This is a genomic window from Ruegeria sp. CJ3 (assembly GCF_056536725.1).
The window spans coordinates 159,416-186,232 of the sequence record NZ_JBQFQE010000007.1 but is presented as its reverse complement, the minus strand read 5'-3'; the positions used below and the strand labels follow the sequence as shown (position 1 = coordinate 186,232).

Genomic DNA, 26,817 nt, shown 5'->3' with positions numbered 1-26,817 from the left:
TTATCCATCCTTGTCCGTCCGGAACCAAGCGTCCGGGTCCACTGGGCTGTTGTCTTGTCTTACCTCTATATAGAGCGTTTCTGACCGGTCAGTTCCAGTGCCATCACCGCTTGTTGACATAATAGCGCCGATTCCGGGGGTTTCGCCGGGCATCAGACCGACCGGAGTGCCCTCTGGGATCACCTGCCCGGCCTGACCATAGACCTCTTGCAGGCCCGAAAACACAAAAAGCAGCCCGGGCTGGGGTTCAAGGATCACCAGATTCCCCAAATCCAGCAGCGGCCCACGATAGCGGATCGTCGCGGCGGTGGGCGACACCACAAGGGCGCGCGGACGAGTGCCCAGAACCAGACCGGGGCGCGTGACCCCCGCCGCATCCGTCTCACCGGCCCGATGCAAGACAATGCCCTGCGTTGGCAGCGCGATCTGGCCCTTTAGGTCGCTGACACTGGCGTTGGTCTCGGCAATCTCGCCGTCCGAGATTTCGGACAAACCACTGGCGAACCCATCCAGCGTTTCGGTAGACGAGATCAGGATCGCCGTGCGTACCGGGTCTTCGACAAAGCGGCGCGGCAGATCGGTGCGGTCGGCAATGGCCTCGCTGAGTTGCGTGCGGGCGTCCTGCACGCCGGTCAGACCCTCGGTCAGCGTGTCAGCGGCGCTTTGCTGCAGTTGCCGCAGCGTCTGTACCTCTTGCAGATCAGCGGCCAGGGCACGAGCCTGTGCGTTCAGGCCCGGGGTGACCTCGGACAACATCATGCCCGTCCGAGCGGCCCCCAGCGGCCCCGAAGGATGCAGCATCAGCACCGGAGGCGCGGTCGTTTCGATGGTCTGCAACACACCCAGCAGCTGCGCCACATCCTGTTCGCGGGCCTGCAATTCGGCGCTCAGTTGCGCCTCGCGCAGGGTGGCGCGGCGCAGACCGTCGCGCATCGCGGCCAACCCGGCCTCATAGGCCTGTATCGTCTCGGTCAGGGCGCGCACCCTATCGCGGGCACTATCAGCTTCAGTCAGAGCGACCGAGGCTTGCTCCAGCATTTGCGCCGCTTGCAACGCAGCCTCGGACGGGCTTTGCTGCGCCATGGCGGACCATGGCCAGAGCACGGTCAGGCAAAGCCAGAATGCCCTCATGTCAGCAGGCTTTCTCCGGTCATTTCCGGCGGCACGGGCAGCTCCATCAGTTGCAACAGCGTCGGGGCCAGGTCGGCCAGCCGTCCGTTGCGCAGCCCTGCCCCCACGGGGCCACCGATCAGAGCCACCGGGACGGGGTTCAGGGTGTGCGCCGTGTGCGGGCCGCCGGTTTCGGGATCGACCATCATCTCGCAATTGCCGTGATCGGCGGTCACGATCATAGCGCCGCCCACTTGCCGCAAGGCTTTGACCACCTGCGCCAGACCCTGATCCACCGCCTCGCAGGCTTTGATCGCGGCCTGCAGATCGCCGGAATGGCCCACCATATCGGGGTTGGCATAGTTGGTGACGATCAGATCATAGCCCTCATGGATCGCCCGAACGAATGCCTCTGTCACCTCGGCCGAGGACATCTCTGGCTGCAGATCATAAGTCGCCACTTTGGGCGATTTCGGCATATGGCGATGCTCGCCCCCCTCGGGCTGCTCTTTACCGCCGTTCAGGAAGAAGGTGACATGAGGGTATTTCTCGGTCTCGGCCAGTCGGAACTGGCGCAGGCCCTGTTTGGCAACCCATTCGCCCAGCGTGTTCAAGATGTCGCGCTTGGGGAAGACCGTGGTCATATAGGCGTTGTGGCCATCGGAATATTCGACCATGCCCAGCAGCGCCGAAAGCTGCGGGCGCGGGCCGGTGTCGAAATCGGCGAAACCGGGCTCACCGATGGCGCGCAGAATCTCGCGAGCGCGGTCGGCGCGGAAGTTTAGGCAAAAGAACCCGTCGCCGTCTTTCAGGCCCGCGTATCCTTCAACGATGGAGGGCTTGAGGAACTCATCACTCTCGCCGTGAAGTTCGTATCCGGTACCGATTATGTCTTCTGCTTCCGGGAAAAAACCATATGTCGGAAAATCTCTGAAGTTAACGCCTTCGAAGGCCATAATGGCCCTGTAGGCGGCTTCGACTCTTTCCCAACGGTTATCGCGATCCATCGCGTAGTAACGCCCAGACACAGTTGCGACGTGTGCGCCCTCGGGCAAGCGATCTTCAAGTTCAGAAAGATAGGTTTCCGCCGATTTCGGGGCTACATCGCGCCCATCAGTGATCGCGTGCAACGCTACCGGAATGCCCGCATCGGTGATGGCCTTGGCGGCGGCCACGATATGATCCAGATGCCCGTGCACCCCGCCATCCGAGACCAGCCCCATCAGATGCGCCGTGCCGCCCGTGGCTTTGATCTTGGCGATAAAATCCTGCAGCGCGCAGTTGTCAAAGAATGAACCGTCTTCGATGGCCAGATCGATCTGCCCAAGGTCCATCGCAACCACGCGCCCTGCCCCGATATTGGTGTGGCCAACCTCGGAATTGCCCATCTGACCGCTGGGCAGACCCACATCTGGTCCGTGCGTGATCAACTGCGCATGAGGGCCTTCCGCCATGATCGCATCGAAGGTGGGCGTGTGGGCCAGATGCGGCGCGTTGGCGGTTGTGTCATCCGACAGACCCCAGCCATCAAGGATGCACAGAACAACGGGTTTGGGGGCGGTCATGAAAGCTCTCCGAGTGCGGTGTAGCCATCTTCTACCCCTTGCCCGCGCAAGGTTGAACCGTCTTTTCGGGCCGTTGGAGCAGAATTAATCCGGCTTGTAGTCACCAAAAGGCCGCGCCTTGCGGTTACGGTATTTCACCGTCAGCTCCAGCGGCATATCGTTTTCGTCATAGATGCCGATCACCACCCCGGTTCCCCGGCTTGATCCGCGCATATTCAACAACTGCTGTTCGGACCGGGTGGTACGCTGCGACGGACGCCGCGCCCAGGCGAACAGGTGGTCATACATCTGGGCAATGACCTCTGCGTGCTTGGCCCTTTCGCCCAGATCGGTCAGTTCATTGGGATCACTCTCAAGATCGAACAGAATCGGGTGAAACCCGCCCTCGCAATGGATCAGCTTCCATTTCTCGTTTGCGACCATGAACATGACCGCATCGCGCACCGAGACATTCAGCACCTGCGCAATGGGCGAGGCGGAATAGTCATATTCACAGATCACCACATTGCGCGGGGTGCTTGTGGCCTGACCGCGCAAGATCGGCAGCAATGAATGCCCTTCGAGGATGTGTCCGGCGGGTTCCCCACCCGCGATCTCCAGAAAGGTGGGGGCCATATCGATGGACTCGACAAGCGCATCGCAGGTGGTGCCGCGTGTGGCGTCGGCCTCGGGCGATGGATCGTAGATGATCAGGGGCATTTTGGTCGAGGCGTCGTGGAAGAAGGTCTTCTCTCCCATCCAGTGATCGCCCAGAAAATCCCCATGGTCCGATGTCAGCACGATCATCGTATCCTGCATCCGTCCGGCTTGTTCCATCCAGTCAAACAACCTCCCCATCTGGTCATCGGCCTGCTTGATCAGGCCCATATAGGCAGGGATCACAGCCTCGCGCACATCCTGACGCGAGAATGTCTGGCCGATCTTGGTATCCATGAATGCCTTGAGGACCGGATGCGCGTTCTGTCTCTCAGCCTCGGACCGAACCACGGGCAAGACATGCTCGGGACCGTACATCGAGGCGTAGGGCTCGGGCACGATATAGGGCCAATGCGGCTTGATATAGCTGAGGTGACAGCACCATGGGCCCTCATGGGTTTCCATGAACTCGATCCCACGGGTCGTCAGATAGGGCGTTTCGCTGTCTTCCTCGGCGATGTTCGCCGCCTCAGATGAGTTCTTCAAGAACCAGCCCGACAGCACGTTGCCATCCGCATCAAGCCCGGAATTGGCGAAGTCATGCCACGGGTTGTCGCTCTCATAGCCTTTGTCCTTGAGGTATTCGTTGTATTTCTTGGCTCCGTCCGGGTCATAGAAGCCGTCTGGTCCTTCGGGGCGCATCCCGTCATCGCGTTCAAAGACGTCAAAGCCGCATTCCGCCACCCGCGCGCCGATCAGGCTGTCCGGCTCTAACCCCAGCCGGGCCATGCCTTCGGCATCGGCGCGCATGTGGGTTTTGCCGACCAACCAGCAATCCATCCCCGCCTTGCGCAGGTGATCGCCCATCGTCATCTCGCCCACCTTCAGCGGGATGCCGTTCCATGACGCGCCGTGCGAGTGCACATACCGTCCGGTATAGGTCGACATACGGGAACTGCCGCAGATCGGGGACTGGATGTAGGCGCGGTCAAAACGTACGCCCATCGAGGCCAGACGGTCGATATTCGGCGTATGCAGATGCGGATGCCCGTAACAGCTGAGGTAATCCCAGCGCAGTTGATCGAACATGATGAAAAGGATGTTCTTGGCTTTACTCATGCCAAGAGGGGTATCCTAGCCTTCCATCTGTTGCAGCATTTTTTTCGCACGCTTGCACTGCAACTGGTCCCGCAGGGGGCTGTCGGGGTCGATATCCTTCTGACAGACCACGCATTTGTCAGCGCCTGAAATCGCATTCAGACCACCGCAGCTGCCCTTGATGGTCTTGCCCATCAGCATCACACCCAAGGACATGCCGACCATGATGATCAGCAACAGGATGAAGGCCAGAACAAAGGTGCTCATTGCGGTTCCTACCGGTCAGTTGGTCCCCAGCGCATCCTTGAAGGCGCTGCTTTGTACGGTGATATAGGCTTCTTCCCCGCTTGTCACATCCCACGAGATGAAAAACACGGCAAGTTTATGCTTTTCGGCCAGCTCCAGCCCTTTCTCCTGCCCCAGCGCCAGCATCGCCGTGGCCCACGCGTCTGCCATCATCGCGCTGTCGGCCAGAACCGTGACCGAGGTGGTCCGGTGGGTGATCGGACGCCCCGTGGTCGGATCGATAATATGCGAATAGCGCACACCGTCCTGTTCAAAGAAATTCTTGTAATCGCCCGAGGTCGCCATGCCCAGATTGTTCAGCGGCACGATCAGTTGAATGGCCTGCGCGCCCGCCTCAGGTTTCTCAACGCCGATGCGCCAGCTTTCGCCCTTGTCGTTCTCGCCCATGGCCACGAGATCTCCGCCGATCTCGACCATGTAATTCTCGATGCCTGCCGCACGCAGTTGCGCCGCCAGCGCGTCGATCCCATAGCCCTTGGCGATAGCGGACAGGTTGATGCCGACGCCCGGCTCGGACTTGGCCAGAGTGCCCGCATCACGATCCAGCGTCAGCAAACGGGCCTGCCCCACCTGCCCCAGCGCCGCCGTGATCTCGGCATCCGCTGGCACCGGGTCTTCGGGTTTGCGGGGACCGAACCCCCAAAGCTCGATCAGCGGACCCAGAGTGACATCGAAGGTGCCGCCCGATTTGGCGTGCACGTCATTGGCGGCCTCAACGACAAGAGCGAATTCGTCGGATACCGGCATCGGCGCGGTGCTGGTCGAGGCCGAAAAAGTTGAGACCTCTGAGTTCGGGTCCCAGTTAGACATCTTGGCGTTGACCGCGGCCAAGGTGTCTTGAACGGCTTGGCCCAGTGCGGCCTCGTCCAGGTCTTCGCCGATTGCGGTGATGTTGAAAGTCGTCCCCATCGTTTCACCCGACAGGCGCACCACATCCGGTTCCTTGTCGAACAGGCAGGCGGTGACGAATAGCAGCGAAGCCAGTGCAATCAGTTGGCGCATTGGGGTCCCCCGGGAAAACACGTGCCCGGCATATGCCAGCGGCCCCGATCAGAGTCAAACCGGCCTCAGACCTCAAGCGGTAGAAAGGCCAGCGCAAACAGCCCGATCGCGGCGGGCACGCCAAACAGCCAGGCGCATTTCTGCCACCCCTTCGGTTGCTGTTTCCAAGCCATGCGGAAATTATGGCCACAGACGACAACTGCAAAAAAGATCAGCGCAGCCACGGGCGGGGTCAGATAGAGATCGCTCAAATGCCTCGATTTCCTTGTAAACGGGCCGGGCTGCGCCGGATTTCGAATTTGCACCCTATACAGTCTCTGTGCCTGCGATAAGGTAGAGGAAACAGCCATTTCCGGTGAAGGAGGAGACCGCCCATGGCCCCAAGCTCTTACCAGCCCCCGACACGCGGCGACAAGGCCGGGTCGACAACCCGCAGCCAGTCCGTTGAAACCAACCTTTCACAGACCCATACCACGGTTGCAAAACTGATGGAGGGTAAGGGCGATGCGGTGTTTTCGGTGCGTCCGAACGACACGATTCACTCGGTCGTGGATATCCTGCGCGAAAAACGCATCGGGGCCGTGGTGGTAACCGATCAGAACGGGGCGCTGCAGGGCATCCTTTCGGAACGCGACATTGTGCGACGCATGGCCGAAACACCGGGGCAGACCCTGCCGCAATCGGTGTCCGAGCTGATGACGACAGAGGTCAAGACCTGCGCGCCGAATGACCTTTTGAACGATGTGTTGAAAACCATGACCGAGGGGCGGTTTCGCCATATGCCGGTGTTGAGTGATGGCAATCTGCGCGGCGTCATAACCATCGGTGACGTGGTGCATTTCCGGCTGAAGGAACTGGAATACGAAGCGCTGAAGATGAAGCAGATGATCGTCGGCTAGCGGCTGACGGTGCTGCGGATGATCCCGTCGCGGCTGGTCGAGATGAACTGCACGCCCCCATCCGAAATCTCAGCCGCAGTCAGTTGATTGGTGGCAAACGCTCCGGTGTCGATTGAGATAACGCGGCCCTGCACGCGTGGTTCATCGACGATTGAGTGCCCGTGAACCACCCATTGCCCGTCTTTGCGCGGCTTGTCGGGAAAATTCGGATGCCCCCACAGGCAGATCCGGTCCTGTTGCCCGTCGAAGGGTTCTGCCGGGTCCAGCGCGCCGTGAACGGCGGTAATGTTGCCTTGTGTCCAAGTCACGGGTCGGTCGCGCAGCCAGTCCAGCAGTGATTCACCCATGGCATGCCGCAATTGCTCGGCCAGCGCGGCGGCGTCGAGGTTCTGGATGCCGGTTACCCCGAAAGAGGCGAGCGTCTGTATGCCGCCATTGTGCATCCAGATACGTTCCATCCCGGCGGGATCTTCGAGAAAGCCCAGCAGCATCTCTTCGTGATTGCCTTTCAGGCAGATGGCGCGGCTGTGCGCTCGGGTGCTGTGGTGATGCAAATGGCGCAGGACTTGCGCGCTGGAGTCGCCCCGGTCGACATAATCGCCCAGAAAGATCAGCGGCACCGTATCGTCCAACGCCTCCAACAGGACCTGCAACAGGTCAAACCTGCCGTGAATATCGCCGATCGCAAAGAATCGACCCGCAGGGGCCAGCGTCAATAATTCGACACTGCGCGGCTGCGCTGGTTCGGGGGACAGAAGGCGTTTGATCCATTGCTGTAGCATTGGCCAGATGCCTAACCCGCTGCGCAAGGGGCGGCAATCATCAAATCCGCCTAGTGCTGGGCTTTGCCGCGGGAAACATGAAAAATCCACTTGACGACCGGACGGGGAAAGTATCCCTGAGGGACAGGTTTCGGACAACGGTGCAGGACGCATGAAGCGGGTATTGATTACGGGAACGGCGGGGTTCATCGGCTATTATCTGGCAAAACTGCTGCTGTCCGAGGGGTTTAGGGTGCACGGCTATGACGGGATGACGGATTACTACGACGTCAGTCTCAAGCAGCGGCGGCACCAGATGCTACTGCAGAACCCCGGTTTCACCGCGACCGAAGCTCTGCTGGAAGACCATGAAAAGCTGATGCAGGTGGCGGAAGAGTTCCAGCCCGAGGTCATCGTCCACCTCGCCGCGCAGGCCGGGGTGCGTTACAGCCTTGAAAACCCGCGCAGCTATATCGACTCGAACGTGGTGGGGACCTTCAACGTGATGGAGATCGCGCGTGTGCACAAGGTCGATCACCTGCTGATGGCCTCGACCTCGTCGGTCTATGGCGCCAACGAAGACATGCCGTTTACTGAGGTCGAAAAGGCTGATCACCAACTGACCATTTACGCCGCGACCAAAAAGGCCAATGAGGCGATGGGTCATTCCTATGCGCATCTCTGGGATCTGCCGACGACGATGTTCCGTTTCTTCACGGTCTACGGCCCGTGGGGTCGGCCAGATCTGGCGCTGTATAAATTCGTCGATGCAATCCTCAATGGTCGTCCAATAGATATCTACAATCACGGCGATATGTATCGCGATTTTACCAATGTCGAAGACCTCGTGCGCGGCATTCGACTGCTGATCGATGTGCCCCCGGTCCGGCCCGCCAGTCCGGATGAGATCAAGGAGGGCGACAGCCTGTCGCCTGCCGCGCCTTATCGGGTGGTCAATATCGGCAACGGCGACAAGGTTCGGTTGATGGATTTTATCGAGGCCATCGAAGACGCCATAGGTCAGAAAGCCATCCGCAACTATATGCCCATGCAGATGGGGGACGTCCCGGCGACATGGGCGGACAACGATCTATTGCAACGGCTGACAGGGTACCGCCCGCAGACCGATTTCAAGGATGGTGTCGCCCAATTCGTCAAATGGTTCCGCGAGTATCACGGCAAATAAGCAGAAGTGACCGGCATGTTTGAAACCGACCCGAACGCCCGCAAGATCGCCGTCATCGGCCTCGGTTATGTCGGCCTGCCGCTGGCGGTGGCGTTTGGCCGGATCGGACCTGTTGTCGGCTTCGACATAAACGCCGACCGGATCGCGGCGCTGCGTGCCGGTCAGGACACAACGCTGGAGGTTGAACCCGCTGAGTTGAGCGCAGCGCGTGGTCTGAGTTTCACAACAGACACCGCCGATCTGGTCGCCTGCGACACCTATATCGTGACGGTTCCCACGCCGATTACGCCGGGCAAGCAACCGGACCTTGGGCCGCTGCTGAGCGCTTCGGAAATGGTTGGCTCTGTGCTGAAACCGGGCGATCTGGTGATTTACGAATCCACCGTCTATCCTGGCGCGACCGAAGAAGACTGTGTTCCGGTGCTGGAACGCGCCTCGGGCCTGCCCTTCAACCGGGATTTCTTTGCCGGTTACAGCCCCGAGCGGATCAATCCCGGCGACAAGACCCATCGGATCGCGGACATCTGCAAGGTCACCTCGGGATCGACCCCTGAAATCGCTGATCTGGTCGACGCGCTTTATGCCCGGATCATCACCGCAGGCACCCACAAGGCCGAGAGCATTCGCGTGGCCGAGGCCGCGAAGGTCATCGAGAACACGCAGCGGGACCTGAATATCGCTCTGGTGAATGAGCTGGCGATGATCTTTGGCCGCCTTGGCATCGATACCGACGCCGTGCTGCGCGCTGCCGGAACCAAATGGAACTTTCTGCCGTTCCGCCCGGGTCTAGTTGGCGGGCACTGTATCGGCGTTGACCCATACTACCTGACCCACAAGGCCGAGGCAGTCGGACATCACCCCCAGATCATCCTCGCCGGGCGACGCCTGAACGATAGTATGGGCAGCTATGTCGTGTCTCAACTGGTCAAGCGCATGACGCGCGAAGGGATAGACGTAAGCGCGGCACGGGTGCTGATCATGGGTCTGACCTTTAAGGAAAACTGTCCCGATCTACGGAATACACGGGTCATCGATATCATCACCGAACTGCAGGATTACGGTGTCACTGTTGAGGTTCATGACCCGCATGCCGACCCGCAGGCGGCGCAGGACGAATATGGGATTTCTTTGATCGCGCAGCCTGAGCAAGCAACCTATGACGGGCTTGTTCTGGCTGTTGCACATCGCGAGTATCTGGCGCTCGATCCTGAGGAAATCCGGAGCTATTGCAAGGATCAAAGCGTTCTGTTCGACGTCAAATCCTGCTTGCCTGTCGGCGCAAGCGATCTACGGTTGTAACATGCCAACTCGGCCAAAAGAAAAAACCGGCGCTCTGGAGCGCCGGTTCGTTTTCTGGTCACCCGCCGAAATCGTCCAGCATGATATCTTCGCGGTCCACGCCCAGATCCAGTAGCATGTTGATGACCGACTGGTTCATGATTGGTGGGCCACACATATAGTATTCGCAATCTTCCGGCGCCGGGTGGTTCTTGAGGTATTCCTCGAACAGCACGTTGTGGATGAAGCCGGTATAGCCTTTCCAGTCATCCTCGGGCTGTGCGTCCGACAGTGCGACGTGCCAGTCGAAATTGTCGAACTCTTCGGCCAGTTGGTCGAAATCCTCGACAAAGAACATCTCTTTCTTCGAACGCGCACCGTACCAGAAGCTGATCTTGCGATCGCGGTTTTCCAGACGCTTGAGCTGGTCAAAGATGTGGCTGCGCATGGGAGCCATGCCCGCGCCACCACCGATGAAGACCATCTCTTTTTGGGTTTCGCGAGCGAAAAACTCACCGAACGGACCCGAGATGGTGACCTTGTCACCCGGTTTCAGGTTGAAGATATACGACGACATCTGACCCGGAGGGATACCCTCGGACCCCGGAGGCGGCGAGGCCACACGGACGTTCAGCATGATCATGCCTTTTTCATCCGGGTAGTTGGCCATTGAATAGGCCCGCTCGATCGGCTCCGCCACAACAGACTTGTATTGCCACAGATTGAAGCGATCCCAATCCTCGCGATACTCTTCTTCAACATCGAAATCGGTATAGGCCAGCTGGTGCGCAGGCGCTTCGATCTGGATATAGCCGCCAGCCCGGAAATTCACGTCTTCGCCCTCGGGCAGGTCCAGTGTCAGCGCCTTGATGAAGGTCGCGACGTTTTCATTGGACCGGACGGTGCATTCCCACTTCTTGACGCCAAAGACCTCTTCCGGGACTTCGATATCCATGTCCTGCTTGACCGCAACCTGACAGGACAGGCGGTCGCCACAAGACGCCTCGCGCTTGGTGATGTGGCTTTCTTCGGTGGGCAGGATCGAGCCACCGCCTGAATGAACACGCACGCGGCATTGAGCACAGGTGCCGCCGCCGCCGCATGCCGAAGGAACAAACAATTTCTCGGCCGCCAGCGTTTGCAGCAATTTGCCGCCTGCAGGCACGGATACCGTTTTCTCACCGTTGATGGTGATGTTCACATTGCCGGTCGAAACCAACCGCGACCGCGCAGCCATGATGATCGCAACCAACCCGATCACGATCAGAGTAAAAAGTGCGACGCCTAGAGTGAAAGTTTCCATCGACGCCTCCTTACAGTTTCACGCCCGAGAAGGACATGAAGGCCATTGCCATCAGACCTGCGGTGATGAAGGTGATACCCAGCCCCTGCAGGCCGTCGGGAATGTCCGAATATTTCAGCTTTTCCCGTACGCCTGCCATGGCGGTGATTGCCAGCGCCCAGCCAAAACCTGAGGACAAACCGTAGGTCGCAGCTTCGGCAAAGTTGTAATCGCGTTCCACCATGAACAGCGAACCACCCAGAATGGCGCAGTTCACCGTGATCAGCGGCAGGAAGATCCCCAACGCGTTGTAAAGCGGCGGGAAGTATTTATCCAAAACCATCTCAAGGATCTGAACCATCGCCGCGATCACGCCGATATATGAGATCAGACCAAGGAAGGTCAGGTCCACATCCGGGAACCCAGCCCAGGCCAACGCACCCGGTTTCAGCAGGTAGTTCAGCAACAGGTTATTGGCAGGCACTGTGATGGCCTGCACCACCATGACCGAGATGCCCAGCCCCAGCGCGGTCGATATCTTCTTGGAAACGGCAATGAACGTACACATCCCCAGAAAGAAACTGAGCGCGAGGTTTTCGACAAAGATGGCCTTAACGGCCAGTGAGATCAGACCTTCCATCAGTGCGCCTCTACCTGCTGGATTTTGTATTCACGTTCCTCGACCTGGTTCGGCTTCCAAGTGCGGAAGGCCCAGATGATCAGACCGATGATGAAGAACGCCGAAGGCGGCAGCAGCAACATGCCGTTCGGGACGTACCAGCCGCCATTGTTCACCGTCTGCAGGATGGTGACGCCGAACAGCGAGCCCGCGCCAAACAATTCCCGAATGAAACCGACCAGCAGCAGGATCAGGCCATAGCCCATCCCGTTGCCCATGCCGTCGATAAACGACGCGACGGGTGGGTTTTTCATCGCAAACGCCTCGGCCCGGCCCATCACGATGCAGTTGGTGATGATAAGGCCAACGAAGACCGAAAGGGTTTTCGAAATCTCAAACGCGTATGCCTTGAGTATCTGATCCACCAAAATCACCAGCGAGGCGATGATCACCATCTGCACGATGATCCGGATCGAGCCCGGAATCTGGTTGCGCAGGCATGAGATGAAGAAGGACGAGAACGAAGTCACGAAGATCACCGCCAGCGCCATCACCATCGACACCTGCAGCGAGGATGTCACCGCCAACGCCGAACAGATGCCCAGTACCTGCAGCGTAATCGGGTTGTTGTCGACAAGCGGATCGACCAGCATCTCTTTCTTGGTCTGGGACATCAGATCTCTCCTGCTTGCAGTTTGGCCAGGAACGGAGCATAGCCCGCATCGCCCATCCAGAATTTCACCAGGTTATCAACACCGACCGAGGTCAGCGTGGCCCCCGCCAGCGCATCGATGTAAAAATCAGGCCCGGCTGCGGGTTGAGACTTGGCGACGGTGATCTGCAGATCACCATTGTCGTCGCGCAGCCTTTTGCCATTCCACAGGGCTTTCCAGCGCGGGTTGTCCACTTCGGCCCCGAGACCGGGCGTCTCGCCGTGCTGATAGAACTGCAGACCGAAGATGTCGTTGCCGTTGTTTTCCAGTGCAATAAAGCCATAAAGCGTAGACCACAGGCCGTATCCATGCAGAGGTAGGATCACTTTGTCGAGCCCACCGGCATCGTCGCGCAGCAGGTAGATCACACGGTATTTGGACTTGCGCCCGATCCCAGCCGGGTCATCATCCAGAGCGACGCTGAGGTCAGGATCGCTGGCCGCGGCGATGTCGTCGAACGTGGTTGGGTCAAACTGATCGTCAACGAAATCACCGGTGGAGAGTTCCAGCACATGCGGCTCGAACGCGGCGAAAGCCTCGGTTACGTCAACGCCGGGCTCATAGACACCTGCGACCTGCAGAACGTTGACTTGCTTGTCTTTCAGCGCGTTGGCTTCTTGTACCGGACGCAAGCTTACAGCGGCTGCCGAGACGACCATGGACGCCACGAGGCACACAGCAACAGCGATAATGATAGTTTTGCTGACCGAGTCCGGCGAGGCCGCCAGAAACTTGGCAAACGCGCCCTTCGGGGCCTCGTTTTTATCTGGGGATTGCGTATCAGACATGGCGACGCGCCCTCCGTTTAATGTTGGCTTGCACGACGAAATAGTCGATCAGCGGCGCAAAGACGTTGCCGAACAAGATTGCCAGCATCATGCCTTCGGGGAAAGCGGGGTTAATGACGCGGATCATCACAACCATGACACCGATCAGCGCGCCGTAGATGTAGCGGCCCATGTTGGTGTGACTGGCCGAGACGGGCTCGGTCACCATGAAGGCCAGACCAAATGCGTAGCCACCCAGAACAATGTGCCAGTACCATGGCATTGCGAACATCGGGTTCGTGTCCGATCCGATCAGGTTCAGCAACAGCGAAAAGCCGATTGTTCCCGCCAGACAGCCCACAATCAGCCGGAAGTTGGCGATCTTGGTTGTCAAAAGGAAGGCCAAACCAATCATACAGGCCAGTGTCGAGGTTTCCCCAAAGCTGCCCTGAATCGTGCCGAAAAAGGCGCTTGCCCATGTGATGCCTTCGCTCGCCAGCGCCTGAACGCCCTGCGCTGCCGTCACACCCAGTGCCGTCGCGCCAGAGAATCCGTCCACCGGCGTCCAGACGGAATCGCCGGACATGCTGGCCGGATAAGCAAAGTACAGGAACGCCCGCCCAACCAGCGCGGGGTTCAGGAAGTTCTTGCCAGTACCGCCGAACACCTCTTTGCCGATCACAACACCAAAGATGATCCCCAGCGCCACCTGCCACAGAGGCGTGGTCGCAGGTAGGATCAGTGTGTAAAGCATTGAGGTAACAAGGAAACCTTCGTTCACCTCATGCCCGCGTACCGTGGCAAAGATGACCTCGAATATACCACCCGCGACCAGTGTCGTGATGTAGATCGGCAGGAAATACAGCAACCCATGCATCACATTGGCAAACAGGCTTTCCGGGTTCAGCGAAATGCCAAACATCTGCAACAAAGCAATCCGCCAGCCTGTTGCCGCATCCGGCCCCAGCGTCGCGATTGCGGAGTTGGCCTGATAGCCGGTGTTCCACATCCCCCACAGAATACAGGGGATCGTCGCGATCACGACATATGTCATGATCCGTTTCATATCCACGTAAGACCGCGCATGCGGCGCGACGGTGGTGACAGTTTTCGGAGTGTAGATGAAGCTTTCGACCATCTCGTAGATGGGGAAATACTTCTCGTACTTGCCGCCCTTGGTAAAGTTCGGCTCAATCCGGTCAAAGAAGCTGCGCAGACCCATTCGGCTTAGCCCTCCTTCTCAATCTTGGTCAGGCAGTCGCGCAGCGCCAGCCCGTATTCATATTTCGCCGGGCAGGCAAAGCCCACAAGGCCCAGATCTTCTTCGTCCAATTCCAACGCCCCCAGCGCCTGCGCGGTGTCGGTATCCATCACCAGCAGCGCGCGCAGCAGTTGCGTGGGCAGATAGTCCTGCGGCATCAGTTCTTCGAACACGCCGGTCGGGACCATTGCCCGGCGACCGCCGTTCAGGTTCGACGTGAACGCGTAAAGCTTCTTGGCAAAAGCCGAGCCCAACACCGGTTGCACCGAGTATTTCGACGGCATAGGAAGAATCCAGCCCAGCGTGATTTGGTCATGATCCTCGCGGATAATGCTGATCTGCCGCGCAAAGCGGCCAAGATAGGCGGTCGGCCCCTCAGCGTGCTGCCCGGACAGGATCGAACCTGAAATGATGCGGGCGGTGCCCTCGATATTGACCTCGTCGCGGGTCAGATCATCGGTCGACGCGCCCATCACGGTACGGATCAGACGCGGCTGCCGTGCCCCCGGCCCGGCCAGAGCGATCACGATATTGGGGTCCAGATGTCCGGTCTGCATCAAGCGACCAATGGCGATCACGTCCTGATAGCCGATGGTCCAGACCTGCTTGTCGCCTGCCAGGGGTTCAAGAAAATGGATATGCGTCCCAGCCAGACCCGAGGGATGCGGCCCGGAAAACGCTGCCGCATCAACACCCGGCAGATCGGCGCCGGGAACCTGAGCTCCGTCCTGATGGCAAAGATAGGTCTTGCCGTCGGTCAGCTTCGCTATGGCTGTCAGCCCGGCTGCAAACGCCTCGCCAGCGTCGGAAATGATCGAGGCGGCATCCGGGGCCAGAGGATCGCTGTCCATGGCGGTTACGAAAATCGCATCGGGTTTTGTGCCGGGCTGGGGCATCTTGGAATAGGGCCGCGTGCGGAATGAGGTCCACAGACCCGAGGCGCAGAGTTTCGCAGTCATACCCTCGGCACTGTCATCACCTGTGGCCGAGAAATCGACACCGGTATCGTTGGCATCGGACACCTCGATCACAACGCTTTGCAGGACACGGCGCGCACCCCGGTTGATTGCTACGACTTTCCCGCTGAGCGGCGCGACCATCATCGCCTCTGGCGCGTCCTTATGGCAGAACAGAGCTGTGCCGCGCTGAACCTCGTCGCCTTCCTGCACCAGCATCTTGGGCTTCAGGCCGATATAGTCGCCGCCCAGAACCGCAACGGTCGAAAATGCGGGGCCGGGGTGAATTTTCTGTTCGGGTGCGCCTTCAACCGGCAGATCCAACCCCTTTTTCAGTTTGAAACTGTGCATGTTGTTCTGGTCTTCCAAGCCTTGTTCCTGCGCTATCTGTCCCGGCTGTCCTTGCCGGTCCGATGCGAGCCATGCGGCATCCGTTCGAATATGGCTCCTTTACGCGTGGATTGCGGCAAACGCAAACCCGTTACCGCACAAACTCATGGCTTGGGCGCGGGTTCTGGCTATTTTCCGGGCAGATGCGGCGATTTGCCGGTGCAAATTGGCGGTCGCGCGGGCGGGGCAACCGGTGTAAGCACCGGGAATGGAAAACGCAGAGTTTGAGATTTTTCTGATCGCTACACCGGGGCTCGAAGGCCCTCTATGCGCCGAAGCCGTGGCGCGCGGGTTCTCTGACGCCCGTGCGACAGCCGGAGGCGTCATCTGCCGGGGTGGCTGGCCCGAGGTCTGGCGCGCCAATCTTGAACTGCGCGGTGCCAACAAGGTTCTGGTCCGACTGGGCAGTTTTCCGGTGGTGCATCTGGCGCAGCTGGACAAGCGCGCGCGCAAGTTTCCGTGGTCGGATTTCCTGCGTCCGGATGTCCCGATCAAGATCGAGGCCACCAGCCGTAAATCCCGCATCTATCATGCCGGTGCGGCCCGCCAGCGGGTCGAGCGCGCCATCACCGAAACGCTGGGCGCGCCGATCTCGTCGGACGCCGCCCTGCGGGTTCTGGTGAGGATCGAGAAGGACATTTGCACCTTTTCGGTAGATACCTCTGGCGATCCGCTGCACAAGCGCGGCCACAAAACCGCAGTCGCCAAGGCCCCGATGCGCGAGACAATGGCGGCGATGTTCCTACACGAGTGCGGCTTTGACGGCACCCAAACGGTGCTGGACCCAATGTGCGGTTCGGGCACCTTCGTGATCGAGGCCGCTGAGATTGCCCTCGGCCTGCGTCCAGGGCGGTCGCGCCGGTTTGCATTCGAAGATCTGGCGGGGTTCGACCGTGACCAATGGCAGGGGATGCGGCAGTCGCGCCCGGTATCGCAAACTGATCTGAGGTTCTACGGTTCGGACCGCAACGCGGGTGCGGTTGAGGCTGCATCCGGCAATGCCGCCAGCGCGGGCGTGGATCAGATCACCCGGTTCCAACAGCGCGCAGTCAGCGACATCAAGCCGCCTGAAGGTCCCGCTGGTCTGGTCATTGTCAACCCGCCCTACGGCGCGCGGATCGGTGATGAAAAACGGCTGCGGTCACTTTACGGCAGTCTGGGCAAAGTGCTGCTGAACCGGTTTCAGGGCTGGCGCGTCGGTATTGTAACCACCACGCCCGGTCTCGCCCGCGCCACGCGCCTGCCCCTGCTGCCACCGGGCCCGGTTGTCGATCACGGCGGCACGAAGATCCGGCTGTACCGAACCGACCCGCTGGCATAGCGTTCCGGTGCCCGTCCGTTCTTTGAGAAGGCCCGCAAAATCGACGCAGGCCGGGTCAAAAACCCTCTTGCACATCCAAATCCTGAGGTATAGATCACCCGCCACGGTCGGAGTGTAGCTCAGCCTGGTAGAGCACTGTCTTCGGGAGGCAGGGGTCGGAGGTTCGAATCCTCTCACTCCGACCAATTAAGGCGCCCAGGGGCGCCTGTTTTGTCTTCTACATTCGACATATTTTTTCATGCAGGTGGGTTTGCCGCGCTCCCAACGGACATTTGACGTACAAGCTCGGCATCTTCCCGCCAGTCTTGCGCGGTCGGGGGTCCAAACCTTGCTCAAAACACCGGACTGGGAAAGAAACGCGCGTTGTTCCTGTCTCGGGGGGCCGATATAGTCACCGCCAATGGCGGGGTATCTCTGGGGTCAGGACGACAATCCTACGAACTAGTCCCGTTCACGAACAGCTAAGGGCCGGAACGCGTGAGCATGAAAAACCGACAAACCCCACCGCAACGGCATGAGTTGCGCAAGATACTCAGCCAGGGGAATAGTTTCTTTGCGCTGGCCTTTGTGTTCAGTGTTTTCGTCAACCTACTGATGCTGACGGGCCCTCTGTTCATGTTGCAGGTCTATGACCGGGTGCTGGGGTCACGTTCGGTTGAGACCTTGGCAGCGCTATTTCTGCTGGTGGCGTTGCTTTATGCGCTTATGGCAATGCTGGATTACGCCCGCGGCCGCATCGTAGCGCGGTTTGGTGCGCGCTTTCAGTCCTCGCTGGACGAGCGGGTCTTTGACGGCACGATGCGCCGGGCCCTGTTCCCGCAGATCCGCTCGGCCCCCGCGACCGCGCTGCGTGATCTGGAATCGATCCGGGCGCTGTGTGCCTCGCCGGTTCTGCTTGCTGTGATGGACATTCCCTGGACCCCGCTTTTTCTGGCGGCGATTTTCCTGTTTCATCCGCTGCTGGGCTGGCTGGCAGTCGCTGGCGGTGCGCTGCTGGTGGCAATTGCCCTGCTGAACCAGGCGCTGACCCACCGCAAGGTTGCCGAAGCGCAAAGCGCCTCGGCCAAGGCAAATGCGTTTTCTGAACATGCCCGTCAGGCTGCCGAGGTTGTACGCTCGCAGGGGATGCAGGGGGATGTCTCGCAACGTTGGATGAAACAACGGACCGAAGCGCTGTCTCAGTCCATTTCGGCAAGCGACTGGACCGGCAGCTTTACCTCGCTCACCAAGTCGCTGCGGCTGTTTCTGCAATCGGCGATGCTGGCGCTGGGGGCTTTGCTGGTTCTGCGCAACGAGATGACGCCGGGCGCCATGATTGCCGGGACCATTCTGCTCGGCCGTGCGCTGGCGCCGGTTGAGATGGCTGTCGGCCAGTGGTCGATGGTCGAGCGCGCGCGAACCGCATGGATCAGCCTGAACAGGTTTCTGGATGCGACCCCGCCGGAGCCTGCGCGCACCAAGCTTCCGGTGCCCAAGGCGCATCTTGTGGCACGAAACCTCACGGTGATTCCGCCGGGCGCGACCACGCCGACCTTGCGCAATGCCACGCTTGAGCTGGAACCGGGTACGGCGCTGGGGGTGATCGGCAAAAGCGGGTCGGGCAAGACGACACTGGCCAAGGCGTTGCTGGGGTTATGGGCTCCGGCAGCGGGTGAAATCCGATTGGGCGGTGCCACGCTGGACCAATATGATCCGAACGATCTGGGCCATCATATCGGGTATCTGCCGCAGCAGGTGACGCTGTTCAACGGCACTGTGGCCGAGAACATTGCCCGCATGTCCCAGACCCCCGACCCCGAGGCTGTTGTTGCCGCGGCCAAGACCGCAAATGCGCATGAACTCATTCTGAGCCTCGACAAAGGATACGACACTTTTCTGGAAGGCAATGACAGCCAGTTGTCTGGCGGGCAAAAGCAACGCATTGCGCTTGCCCGCGCGCTCTATGGCAATCCCGTGTTGCTGGTACTGGACGAGCCGAACTCGGCCTTGGACGCGGATGGGACGCTGGCCCTGAACAATGCGGTGCGCGAATTGAAGGAAGCCGGGAAGTCCACCATCATTATGACGCACCGGCCTCAGGCCATTTCGGAATGTGACGATCTGGTGGTCATCGAAAAGGGTCAGATCGTCAAATCCGGCAAGCGGGATGAGGTGCTGAACACGATGGTTCAAAATGCCAATGTCATCCGGCGGCATCTGAACAAGGTGGGTGAATAGATGTCTGACACAAACACACGCCTGGCCTGGAGCATCAAGGCTCCTGCCACTGTTGGCCTGCTGGCGCTGGCTATCCTGATTCTGGGACTGGGTGTCTGGAGCATCCGGACCCAACTGGCCGGGGCGATCATTTCACAGGGCGTAGTCGAAGTGCAGAGCAACCGTCAGGTGATCGAACATCCTGATGGCGGTGTCGTAGGTGAGATATTCGTGCGTGACGGTGATCGCGTTTCGCGCGGGGATCTGCTGCTGCGGCTGGACGATACCTTCCTTGCATCGGAACAGACCATCGTAGAATCGCAGCTGTTCGAGTTGTTGGCCCGCAAAACCCGGCTTGAGGCCGAACGCGACGGCACCGAAGCGACGCAGCTTGCGGCCAACCTGCAGGCGCTCAAGGCCAGCGAAAGTATTGGCGATGATCTTCTGGATGGCCAACAACGCTTGTTCAGCGCGCGGCTTGATACGCTGACGCAGCAAATCGAGCAGTTGGGCGAGCAGAAGACCCAGATCCAGAACGAAATCGAGGGGACGCAGGCCCAGCTGGCATCATACCTGACGCAGGTCGATCTGATCTCGAACGAGCTTGCCGATCAGGAAGGCCTATTGAAGAAGGGGCTGACGCAGGCCAGCCGTGTGTCGGCGCTGCAGCGGGAAGAGGCTGATCTCAATGGCCAGATCGGGCGGCTTGAATCGCTGATTGCGCGGCTGACAGGGCAGATCGCGTCAACCGAGATTCAGATCGTGGAATTGCAGGCAACCCGTCGCGAAGAAGCCATCACCGAGCTGCGGGACGTGCAGTCGCGCGCCGTCGAACTGGCCGAGCGCCGCCTGTCGCTGACCGAGCGTCTCTCGCGCCTCGATATCCGCGCCCCGGTCGCCGGCACGGTGTATGACAGTCAGGTTTTCGCCGTGCAATCCGTGATCCAGCCCGCCGAGCCCATGATGTATGTGGTGCCGCAGGACACGCCCCTGTTGGTCGCGGCGCGTGTGGATGCGCTGCATGTGGACCAGCTGCACCGGGGGCAAGAGGTCGCTTTGCGCTTTCCTGCCTTCAACCAGCGGGAAACGCCCGAGTTGAACGGCCATGTGATCAACGTTTCCGCGGACACATTCACCGATGAAAGCACAGGCTTCACCTTCTACCGGGCCGAGGTCGAACCCGATGATGGGCAGCTTGAGCGTCTGAACGGGCAAGAGCTGCTGCCGGGTATGCCCGTCGAAGCCATGATCAAAACCGATGAGCGCACGCCGCTGTCTTACCTGATCAAACCGCTGGCGGATTACTTTTATCGGGCGTTCCGGGAATAGGGCGGGTATCGCGGGCGATGTCAGGTTGCCTCGATATTGCCAAGCAGGATCGATGTCATGTCGACCGCAAAGTCGCCATCAACGACGGTGACTGATGTTCCGGTGTTGTAATCCACATTTGTGCGCGTGATTTCGGACAGATCCGCATCCTTGTCCAGAAAAACCCATTCGGCGTCGTGCGCTGTGGGCTGGCCTACCGCCACCTGAAGAATTGCCAGCGCGTCGAGCGCGTTGATTGTCCCGTCGCGGGTAATGTCGGCCGCAATGAAATTCTCGGCTGTCGCCGGACCCCATGTCGGGTCAAGCCCGACCGACATGCGCAGGACCTGCAGGGCATCCAGGGCCGTGATCTCACCGCTTGCGGTCGAATAGGATTTGACGATGTCCAGGTGCCCCGGGAAAGTGCCGTCCGGTACATTGAGCGTAAACTCCCCGTCCGCGTTGGCCTGAGCGGTGAGCGTTGCGCCGCCATCGGGTGTGAATTGAATCTCGGCGTCCCGGAACGCCGCGTTTGCGGCCGTAGAATCCAGCGTGACCGGTCCGGCTAGCCCATCTGACGCGTTATTGTCGGGCCCGCTGCCCAGATTGACGGGAATATGATCTGCACCGTCAAAGCCTGCCCCGAAAATCTGCTCGCGCGTCAGCGACGACCCATCATCCGATAAAACCTCAATCGTTTCGCCGCGATAAGAAATGCGCGCACCCTGCGCGGTGGTCAGAAAATCCAGCTGCGCGGGGGATCGCAGAAACGGATAATCAGTCAGGTCCAGCCTGTCGGTTCCTGCCTGAAAGTCGGTGATGGTGGTCGCGCCGCTGCTTTGACGCATTGCAAAGATGTCGGCCCCTGCCCCGCCGGTCATGGTGGTTGCGCTGGTTCCGCTGATCAGGATGTCATCCCCTGCCCCGCCGACCAGAGTCGTATCCAAAATGCCGCCGGTCAGAATATCGTCCAACGCGGTCCCTGTGACGTTCCCATAGCCCTGACGAATTTCCCCAAGATCGGCCACTGATGTCGTTAGTTGCGTGAGGCCCGCATCCTGCTGCGAGGCTGCAAAGATCTGTAGCTCATCGCCGATATGGGCGACGCTGATCGACTGGACGTTTTGCAACCCACTGGCCAGCGTGTCGGCAAAGCTGTCCATGTGGATCAGCCGCCCGTCCGGCGTCATGGTAAACAGCGTGATGCCGTCATCGCCGCCGCCGGCAACAACAAAGACGCGTCCGGCGACGTCGACCACCGAAAGGTCCTGCACCGACGCGAATCGGGTGTGCAACGTGTCCAACGCATGATCGGTTGGCGTCAGCCGCCCATCGGCGTCCAATTCCATCACGCTTAGGGAATGGCTGCCCGCGCCAGCGACGACAACCCAAGACTTGCCATAGGCTTGAACCGTCTCGAGCGCGGTCGGCGCTGCGATGCCAAGGGTTTCGAGTGCCGCATTGCCGTCGATTGTCGACAATCCGCCGCTGCCCGGGTCGATTGCATAGACGGTAACGGCGCTGTTCTGCGTATCAGCGGCGATGATGTAATGGTTCGCCCCAACCTGCGCAGCCTGCAGCGCATCGGCGCGCCCAGCGATACCGCCCGCCGCGCTGAGCGATCCGTCAGCAGCGATCTGATAGGTGGTGATCTGACCGGTGTCCTCATGCGCCAGCGCCAGCAGATCATGCGCCCCAGCGCAGATCTGAACCGCGGCGGACAGGTCTCCGCCACCGTTCAGCGTGCCGGTTTCCCGCAGGTCACCGATCGAGCCATCAGAGCCCAGATCATAACCGACAAGACCTGTGGCTGTATCCACGTCGAGAATCAGCCGATCCTGCCCGCCTAGGCTCAGCGGTGTGCCGCTGCGGCCAACCTGATGGGCAATCGAAGCCTCGAAATACTGCTGATCTTCCAGCTGCGGACCACCCTGATCCACCAGTCGCCACGACGCCACCCCACCCCAGGCTCCTGTGGTGCTGTAGAGATAAGTATCCCCGTTAAACGTTTTTAAAGCCGTATCGCCGATACCTGAATCAAGCGCTGCGGTCCCCGTTGCCACCACTCTTTCGAACTGAAGCATCATCGCCCTTCACCCCAATGCCACCCAAGGCAATGACAGCAAGGTGACCTGATGCACAGACAGGAACCAGAGCAGGAATGTGGTGAAAACAAGGACTTCGGCTTCAGTTTAACTCAATTTTTCAGGTTCGCCCGCATGTGTCACCAGATCGTAATCCAGATGAACGGTTTCGGACCGGACCCAGCCCGTCGCGCAACACCCAGCGTCCATCAAATGTGAGAGTAAGATGACCAAAAGTACTGTTTCGCCCGAAGCCCCGACCGCCGATACGACGCCCGAAGCCGAGCGCAAACGCCACATTCGCCACTGGATCGACAAGCGACTCGGTAAATGGGTCAGTCGCGGGCTTGCCGGTGGATTGGGCTCGACACTGATGGCGCTTCCTGCGCTGGCTCAGGCAAGCGACGATCAACTGGACAGCTATCAGTTTGCCGAGGCGATCCCGGGGGTCAGATCCGTCAAGCTGTTGGCCAACGGCGACGTTCAGCTCAGCCTTGTGGACGGTCGGACGGTCGTTGTGGCGGCAGAGCACGTGCAGGTTCTTGACAGCGGCGCAATCATGCTGGCCGATGCCGTCGCCGGTGATGTCGCACAGTTTAGCATCGCCGCAGAGGCCGGGGCCGCAACCGCCGCGGGTGGTCTCAGCGGCGCAGGAATTGCCTTGGGCGGGCTGGGGCTTGCCGGCGCGGCTGCCGCTGCAGGCGGCGGCGGTGGAGGGGGTGACGACTCGGATGACGGGGGATCGCCGACCGTGACTCCGCCGGTCCCGCAGCTACCCAGCCTGAACCTTGCGCAACTGCAGTCGAACGCGCTCAGCAATACCAGCACACAGTCGACGGCACCTGACGGAACGACCTCTGTCGAGGTGACTATCGGCTCTGTTACCAAAACCATCGCCCCGGCAGCCGACGGCAGTTGGAGCGTTTCGTTGACGCAGGCTGAGGCTAGTATGTTGCCACAGGGCGCCTCGTCGGTGACGGTTCGTTATCTGGACGGGGGCGGCGTGGAGCTGTCGACGGAAACGGCCCGGTTCGATGTGGACACGGTGCCGCCTACGGTGGCCATTACGGCGCTGTCAGACGGTGCCGTGATGAATGCCGCCGAGCAGGGCGCTCACCTGCAGGTCGGCGGCACGACCGATGCCGAGAATGGCCAGACGGTCACCGTGACCCTCAACGGTCAAACCTATACCGGCGCGGTCGCAGGCGGGACATGGAGTGTGTCGGTGCCCGCCGCTGATCTGGCCGCATTACCTGATGGGTCCGCGATTGCGGTGACGGCGGATGTTTCCGATCGGGCAGGCAACCCCGCGCTGCAGGCGACCAGCAGCTTTCAAACCGATTTTACCGCTCCGTCGTTGACGCTGAACCCCGTCGGAGGCGGGTCGATCGATCTGGTCGATGTTACGGGCGACCTAGTGCTGAGCGGGACGACCACCGCAGAGGACGGCCAGACGGTGGCGGTGGTTTTTGACGGCCAGAACTACACCGGTAGCGCATCCGGCGGAAGCTGGACGGTTACAATACCGAACGCGGATCTGGGCGGGTTGGTGACGGGCACTCCGGCCGCAGTTTCGGTTTCGATCAGCGATATCGCGGGCAATCCTGCGATACCGGTCTCGGTCACGGTTCCGGTCGACCTGACCGGCCCGTCGATTGCGATCACACCGCTGTCGGTCGGAGCAATCCTGAACGGGGCCGAGGTTGGCTCTGACCTGACCGTATCCGGCACCACCGGAAATGTAACGGACGGCCAGCAGGTGACAATTACGCTGGATGGCCAAACTTATACCGACACCGTCTCGGGCGGCAGTTGGAGTGTGGTGATCCCCAGCGCCGACCTGGGTGCCCTTGCGGACGGAGGCGACTTTAGCCTCACGGCAGATGTCACGGACGCAGACGGGCTTGCGGCGCCACAGGCCAGTACCAGCCTGTCCAAGGACATCACCGCCCCTACGCTTAGTATTGACGGTTTCTCGGACGGTGCGGTGATGAATGCCGCCGAGCAGGGAACAGACCTGACCATATCGGGCGGCACTTCGGCGGAGGACGGACAGCTAGTGACGGTCGGGATGAGCGGGCAGACCTATACCGGTACGGCCTCGGGCGGCAGTTGGACGGTGACCGTTCCTGCGTCCGATCTGGCCGGCCTATCAGACGGCGTGACCATCGCGGTCACGGCGGATGTTGCCGATGGGGCAGGCAACCCGGCGGTGCAGGCGACGGCCAGCTTCGACACCGATTTCAGCGCCCCATCTCTTGCGATCTCATCCCTGTCCGACGGCGCAGTCATCAATGTGGCCGAGCAGGCAACGGATCTGGTGATCGCCGGCACATCCGATGCCGTTGACGGTACGCTGGTAACGGTGCAGATCGAACAAACAGGTGGCGGCACGCTGCTGAGCGGGACCGCCACTGTCAGCAGCGGCACCTGGACCTTCACCGCCGCCGCTGCCGACCTTAGCGGCCTGCAGGACGGCGAGGCCTACAGCGTGAACGCCTCGGTCACCGACGGCGCAGGCAACAGCAACAGCACGTCGGCCGGTTTCAGCACCGATCTCGACGCGCCTTCGGTCACGCTTGACCCGCTTCCGGTGGGTTCGGTTCTGGACGTGATCGAACGGGGCGCGGACCTGCGGGTTTCGGGCACCACCACGGCTGAGGATGGCCAAATCGTGTCGGTCAGCCTGAATGGCCAGACCTATACGGGAGCGGCCTCTGGCGGCAACTGGAGCGTCAACATCCCGCAGGCCGATCTGTCCGCGCTGGCAGATAGCAGCAATCTCACCATCACCGCTTCGGTCGAGGATGCGGCGGGCAACCCGGCCCCGGATGCCACCACGATGCTCACCACCGATTTCCGGCCCATTCTGACGTTGAATGACATTGGGGCAAATAATGCCTTGTCGCTGAACGATGCCCAAAGCGGCGGAGTGACAATAACCGGCGGTTCCGCGGGTTTGACAGCGGGCCAGGCTGTGAATGTTCTTCTGAATTCGGCATCAGTCGGCACCGCGACGGTCGCTGCCGATGGCAGTTGGACCCTTGCTGTCCCGGCCTCTGAATTTGCGGCGATCGACGCAGGCGACACCTTGGACTTCGCTGCGCAGGCCACCGTTTCCGGCGGCCCCGATCCTGCACCTGCGATCACCCAGACCGTCGCGCATGTACCAGCTGCCTATATCATTGCCGAGGCCGGTCGAAGCGGATCAACGATCACATTCGAGATCTATGCAGACTCGGACCGCGATACCTCAGGTGGGTTGGCGTTCACCGCCGCACTGGGTTTTGACCCATCGGTTGTGACCTTCGATGCGGGTTCGGCAACCGAAAATGCCGATTTCGATCTGTTTCTGGCGAATCCGGACGGTGCGACGGCGATCAACTTTGCCGGTGCAGCCACGAGCTATGGCGACCTGTCCCAGCCTGTTGTCACCTTCACGATGACGGTTCAGGACGCAGACCAGCCGGTGCTTCTGACCCTGACCACGCCGGATGGTGGACCTTCGCAACTGCATCTGGGAACAGATGGCGCGGACACGCTAACCGGCTCGAATATCGACGATGTGATCCGCGGTGGTGGCGGGGACGATACCATCGACCTGTCCGGCGCGGGCCGCGACGTTGTCGTGCTCGAGGCGGACCCGACGGCCAATGGGACCGACATCATAAGCGGCTTTACCCTCGGCCCCGCGGCCGACGCGGCGGATGCCCTGCTGTTTCAGGGGCTGGACGTCAGTTCGTTGCGGGGGGCAGGCACTGGTGTCGAACTGCTGAGCGCGGGCGGGAACCTTGGTGCAAATACCGGCTTCGTCGGCCTGGAGACTGCGTTGTCCGACCTGAACGGCGATACTCTGGCGACTGCAGCAGAAAGCCTGAACGGAGCGTTGGCTGGGGACGAAGTTTATCTTCTGGCAACCGATGGAACCGACAGCGTTTTGGTCCGGGTGGACTACTCGACCCCCGACGCCGCGACGGTCCAGACTCTGGCGCAGTTTGACGGGCTTTCGGACCTCAGCGGTCTGACTTCAGACAACATCCTGATGACCGACTCGACCGGCGCAACCGCCTGAACCACAA

At 60.3% G+C, this 26,817-nt stretch carries 21 protein-coding genes and 1 tRNA gene; 8 read left to right on the top strand and 14 right to left on the bottom strand.

Annotated elements, in window-relative coordinates; translation table 11 throughout:
- From ACR0J1_RS14230 to ACR0J1_RS14205, 6 genes are all read right to left on the bottom strand, one after another.
- Complete coding sequence (locus ACR0J1_RS14230; RefSeq protein WP_480733376.1) at nt 1-1,131, bottom strand: murein hydrolase activator EnvC family protein; 1,131 nt, start codon at nt 1,129-1,131, stop codon at nt 1-3.
- A complete protein-coding gene (gene gpmI, locus ACR0J1_RS14225) occupies nt 1,128-2,675 on the bottom strand; it encodes a 2,3-bisphosphoglycerate-independent phosphoglycerate mutase (RefSeq protein WP_480733377.1) in 1,548 nt (515 codons plus the stop codon). Before gpmI ends, ACR0J1_RS14230 begins: the two co-directional genes overlap by 4 nt.
- A gap of 84 nt (nt 2,676-2,759) precedes the next feature.
- Nucleotides 2,760-4,430: a sulfatase-like hydrolase/transferase gene (locus ACR0J1_RS14220; protein WP_480733378.1), complete on the bottom strand. Its 1,671-nt coding sequence runs from the start codon at nt 4,428-4,430 to the stop codon at nt 2,760-2,762.
- 15 nt (nt 4,431-4,445) lie between these two features.
- The gene (nqrM, locus tag ACR0J1_RS14215; RefSeq protein WP_480733379.1) at nt 4,446-4,676 is read right to left on the bottom strand and encodes a (Na+)-NQR maturation NqrM; all 231 of its coding nucleotides are present in this window, start codon (nt 4,674-4,676) and stop codon (nt 4,446-4,448) included.
- A 15-nt stretch (nt 4,677-4,691) separates the two neighbouring features.
- A complete protein-coding gene (locus ACR0J1_RS14210; RefSeq protein WP_480733380.1) occupies nt 4,692-5,717 on the bottom strand; it encodes an FAD:protein FMN transferase in 1,026 nt (341 codons plus the stop codon).
- 65 nt (nt 5,718-5,782) lie between these two features.
- A complete protein-coding gene (locus ACR0J1_RS14205; RefSeq protein ID WP_480733381.1) occupies nt 5,783-5,968 on the bottom strand; it encodes a hypothetical protein in 186 nt (61 codons plus the stop codon).
- Between the two features lie 123 nt (nt 5,969-6,091).
- Between ACR0J1_RS14205 and ACR0J1_RS14200 the strand changes: the two genes are divergently transcribed.
- Nucleotides 6,092-6,616: a CBS domain-containing protein gene (locus ACR0J1_RS14200; protein ID WP_480733382.1), complete on the top strand. Its 525-nt coding sequence runs from the start codon at nt 6,092-6,094 to the stop codon at nt 6,614-6,616.
- Here the strand turns inward: ACR0J1_RS14200 and ACR0J1_RS14195 are convergent.
- A complete protein-coding gene (locus ACR0J1_RS14195) occupies nt 6,613-7,398 on the bottom strand; it encodes a metallophosphoesterase family protein (protein WP_480733383.1) in 786 nt (261 codons plus the stop codon). The genes ACR0J1_RS14200 and ACR0J1_RS14195 overlap by 4 nt on opposite strands.
- Before the next feature lie 151 nt (nt 7,399-7,549).
- Here ACR0J1_RS14195 and ACR0J1_RS14190 point away from each other — a divergent pair, with 151 nt between their 5' ends.
- Together ACR0J1_RS14190 and tviB are read left to right on the top strand one after the other, a co-directional pair.
- Entirely contained in the window at nt 7,550-8,563 is a 1,014-nt protein-coding gene (locus ACR0J1_RS14190) for a GDP-mannose 4,6-dehydratase (protein WP_480733384.1), read from the top strand.
- Between the two features lie 15 nt (nt 8,564-8,578).
- Nucleotides 8,579-9,862 (top strand): Vi polysaccharide biosynthesis UDP-N-acetylglucosamine C-6 dehydrogenase TviB, encoded by a 1,284-nt coding sequence (tviB, locus tag ACR0J1_RS14185; protein WP_480733385.1) that lies wholly within the window; start codon nt 8,579-8,581, stop codon nt 9,860-9,862.
- A 58-nt stretch (nt 9,863-9,920) separates the two neighbouring features.
- On the opposite strand, the gene nqrF is transcribed toward tviB, so the two are convergent.
- From nqrF to ACR0J1_RS14155, 6 genes are read right to left on the bottom strand one after another with little or no spacing between them, the layout of a single operon-like run.
- Nucleotides 9,921-11,144, bottom strand: a complete 1,224-nt coding sequence (nqrF, locus tag ACR0J1_RS14180; protein ID WP_480733386.1) for an NADH:ubiquinone reductase (Na(+)-transporting) subunit F — start codon at nt 11,142-11,144, stop codon at nt 9,921-9,923.
- 10 nt (nt 11,145-11,154) lie between these two features.
- A complete protein-coding gene (gene nqrE / locus ACR0J1_RS14175) occupies nt 11,155-11,763 on the bottom strand; it encodes an NADH:ubiquinone reductase (Na(+)-transporting) subunit E (protein WP_050603817.1) in 609 nt (202 codons plus the stop codon).
- The gene (locus ACR0J1_RS14170) at nt 11,763-12,416 is read right to left on the bottom strand and encodes an NADH:ubiquinone reductase (Na(+)-transporting) subunit D (protein ID WP_170710614.1); all 654 of its coding nucleotides are present in this window, start codon (nt 12,414-12,416) and stop codon (nt 11,763-11,765) included. Before ACR0J1_RS14170 ends, nqrE begins: the two co-directional genes overlap by 1 nt.
- On the bottom strand, nt 12,416-13,243 hold the full coding sequence (locus ACR0J1_RS14165; protein WP_480733387.1) for a Na(+)-translocating NADH-quinone reductase subunit C: 828 nt from the start codon (nt 13,241-13,243) through the stop codon (nt 12,416-12,418). The genes ACR0J1_RS14170 and ACR0J1_RS14165 overlap by 1 nt, the downstream gene beginning before the upstream one ends.
- On the bottom strand, nt 13,236-14,444 hold the full coding sequence (locus ACR0J1_RS14160) for an NADH:ubiquinone reductase (Na(+)-transporting) subunit B (protein ID WP_480733388.1): 1,209 nt from the start codon (nt 14,442-14,444) through the stop codon (nt 13,236-13,238). Before ACR0J1_RS14160 ends, ACR0J1_RS14165 begins: the two co-directional genes overlap by 8 nt.
- Nucleotides 14,445-14,449: 5 nt before the next feature.
- Nucleotides 14,450-15,790, bottom strand: a complete 1,341-nt coding sequence (locus tag ACR0J1_RS14155; RefSeq protein WP_480733526.1) for a Na(+)-translocating NADH-quinone reductase subunit A — start codon at nt 15,788-15,790, stop codon at nt 14,450-14,452.
- Between the two features lie 247 nt (nt 15,791-16,037).
- On the opposite strand from ACR0J1_RS14155, the gene ACR0J1_RS14150 reads away from it, so the two are divergent.
- From ACR0J1_RS14150 to ACR0J1_RS14135, 4 genes are all read left to right on the top strand, one after another.
- On the top strand, nt 16,038-17,150 hold the full coding sequence (locus tag ACR0J1_RS14150; RefSeq protein ID WP_480733389.1) for a THUMP domain-containing class I SAM-dependent RNA methyltransferase: 1,113 nt from the start codon (nt 16,038-16,040) through the stop codon (nt 17,148-17,150).
- Nucleotides 17,151-17,258: 108 nt separating this feature from the next.
- A tRNA-Pro gene (locus ACR0J1_RS14145) sits at nt 17,259-17,335 on the top strand.
- 298 nt (nt 17,336-17,633) lie between these two features.
- A complete protein-coding gene (locus ACR0J1_RS14140; RefSeq protein WP_480733390.1) occupies nt 17,634-19,367 on the top strand; it encodes a type I secretion system permease/ATPase in 1,734 nt (577 codons plus the stop codon).
- On the top strand, nt 19,368-20,675 hold the full coding sequence (locus ACR0J1_RS14135) for an HlyD family type I secretion periplasmic adaptor subunit (RefSeq protein WP_480733391.1): 1,308 nt from the start codon (nt 19,368-19,370) through the stop codon (nt 20,673-20,675).
- A gap of 20 nt (nt 20,676-20,695) precedes the next feature.
- On the opposite strand, the gene ACR0J1_RS14130 is transcribed toward ACR0J1_RS14135, so the two are convergent.
- Nucleotides 20,696-22,741, bottom strand: a complete 2,046-nt coding sequence (locus ACR0J1_RS14130) for a dockerin type I domain-containing protein (protein WP_480734655.1) — start codon at nt 22,739-22,741, stop codon at nt 20,696-20,698.
- Between the two features lie 223 nt (nt 22,742-22,964).
- On the opposite strand from ACR0J1_RS14130, the gene ACR0J1_RS14125 reads away from it, so the two are divergent.
- The gene (locus ACR0J1_RS14125; protein WP_480733393.1) at nt 22,965-26,810 is read left to right on the top strand and encodes a beta strand repeat-containing protein; all 3,846 of its coding nucleotides are present in this window, start codon (nt 22,965-22,967) and stop codon (nt 26,808-26,810) included.
- The last annotated feature ends 7 nt before the right edge of the window (nt 26,811-26,817 follow it).

What these genes read in the sequence shown, in the direction of transcription:
- nqrF (WP_480733386.1), bottom strand. Translation starts at nt 11,144, where the DNA reads ATGGAAACTTTCACTCTAGGCGTCGCACTTTTTACTCTGATCGTGATC.
- ACR0J1_RS14125 (WP_480733393.1), top strand. Translation starts at nt 22,965, where the DNA reads ATGACCAAAAGTACTGTTTCGCCCGAAGCCCCGACCGCCGATACGACG.
- ACR0J1_RS14230 (WP_480733376.1), bottom strand. Translation starts at nt 1,131, where the DNA reads ATGAGGGCATTCTGGCTTTGCCTGACCGTGCTCTGGCCATGGTCCGCC.
- ACR0J1_RS14210 (WP_480733380.1), bottom strand. Translation starts at nt 5,717, where the DNA reads ATGCGCCAACTGATTGCACTGGCTTCGCTGCTATTCGTCACCGCCTGC.
- ACR0J1_RS14155 (WP_480733526.1), bottom strand. Translation starts at nt 15,790, where the DNA reads ATGCACAGTTTCAAACTGAAAAAGGGGTTGGATCTGCCGGTTGAAGGC.
- nqrE (WP_050603817.1), bottom strand. Translation starts at nt 11,763, where the DNA reads ATGGAAGGTCTGATCTCACTGGCCGTTAAGGCCATCTTTGTCGAAAAC.
- ACR0J1_RS14165 (WP_480733387.1), bottom strand. Translation starts at nt 13,243, where the DNA reads ATGTCTGATACGCAATCCCCAGATAAAAACGAGGCCCCGAAGGGCGCG.
- gpmI (WP_480733377.1), bottom strand. Translation starts at nt 2,675, where the DNA reads ATGACCGCCCCCAAACCCGTTGTTCTGTGCATCCTTGATGGCTGGGGT.
- ACR0J1_RS14200 (WP_480733382.1), top strand. Translation starts at nt 6,092, where the DNA reads ATGGCCCCAAGCTCTTACCAGCCCCCGACACGCGGCGACAAGGCCGGG.
- nqrM (WP_480733379.1), bottom strand. Translation starts at nt 4,676, where the DNA reads ATGAGCACCTTTGTTCTGGCCTTCATCCTGTTGCTGATCATCATGGTC.
- ACR0J1_RS14140 (WP_480733390.1), top strand. Translation starts at nt 17,634, where the DNA reads ATGAAAAACCGACAAACCCCACCGCAACGGCATGAGTTGCGCAAGATA.
- ACR0J1_RS14170 (WP_170710614.1), bottom strand. Translation starts at nt 12,416, where the DNA reads ATGTCCCAGACCAAGAAAGAGATGCTGGTCGATCCGCTTGTCGACAAC.
- ACR0J1_RS14130 (WP_480734655.1), bottom strand. Translation starts at nt 22,741, where the DNA reads ATGATGCTTCAGTTCGAAAGAGTGGTGGCAACGGGGACCGCAGCGCTT.
- ACR0J1_RS14135 (WP_480733391.1), top strand. Translation starts at nt 19,368, where the DNA reads ATGTCTGACACAAACACACGCCTGGCCTGGAGCATCAAGGCTCCTGCC.
- ACR0J1_RS14160 (WP_480733388.1), bottom strand. Translation starts at nt 14,444, where the DNA reads ATGGGTCTGCGCAGCTTCTTTGACCGGATTGAGCCGAACTTTACCAAG.
- ACR0J1_RS14195 (WP_480733383.1), bottom strand. Translation starts at nt 7,398, where the DNA reads ATGCTACAGCAATGGATCAAACGCCTTCTGTCCCCCGAACCAGCGCAG.
- ACR0J1_RS14190 (WP_480733384.1), top strand. Translation starts at nt 7,550, where the DNA reads ATGAAGCGGGTATTGATTACGGGAACGGCGGGGTTCATCGGCTATTAT.
- ACR0J1_RS14150 (WP_480733389.1), top strand. Translation starts at nt 16,038, where the DNA reads ATGGAAAACGCAGAGTTTGAGATTTTTCTGATCGCTACACCGGGGCTC.
- tviB (WP_480733385.1), top strand. Translation starts at nt 8,579, where the DNA reads ATGTTTGAAACCGACCCGAACGCCCGCAAGATCGCCGTCATCGGCCTC.
- ACR0J1_RS14220 (WP_480733378.1), bottom strand. Translation starts at nt 4,430, where the DNA reads ATGAGTAAAGCCAAGAACATCCTTTTCATCATGTTCGATCAACTGCGC.